The organism is Mycobacterium sp. Soil_C_30, assembly GCF_057656995.1.
On sequence record NZ_JBDGJH010000062.1, the window covers coordinates 1 to 443 of the forward strand.

Here is a 443-nt window from a genome sequence, read left to right on the forward strand (position 1 = left end):
GCCAAAGAGCTCTACGAGATCCGCACCCTGTTCGGCGTCATGTTCCAGGACGGCGCGCTGTTCGGGTCGATGAACCTCTACGACAACACCGCCTTCCCGCTGCGCGAGCACACCAAGAAGAAGGAAAGCGAAATCCGTCAGATCGTGATGGAGAAGCTGGACCTGGTGGGCCTCGGCGGTGACGAGAACAAGTTCCCCGGCGAGATCTCCGGCGGTATGCGCAAGCGTGCCGGCCTGGCCCGCTCGCTGGTGCTGGACCCGCAGATCATCCTCTGCGACGAGCCTGACTCCGGTCTGGACCCGGTGCGTACGGCCTACCTGTCGCAGCTGCTGATCGACATCAACGCCCAGATCGACGCCACCATCTTGATCGTCACGCACAACATCAACATCGCCCGGACCGTGCCGGACAACATCGGCATGCTGTTCCGCAAGCACCTGGT

General features: G+C 62.5%; 1 protein-coding gene. It reads left to right on the forward strand.

Going from position 1 to position 443, the window contains the following annotated elements:
• Positions 1-443 (forward strand): ABC transporter ATP-binding protein (locus tag AC3A6P_RS36120; protein WP_487697463.1); only part of this gene is annotated, 443 nt, incomplete at both ends.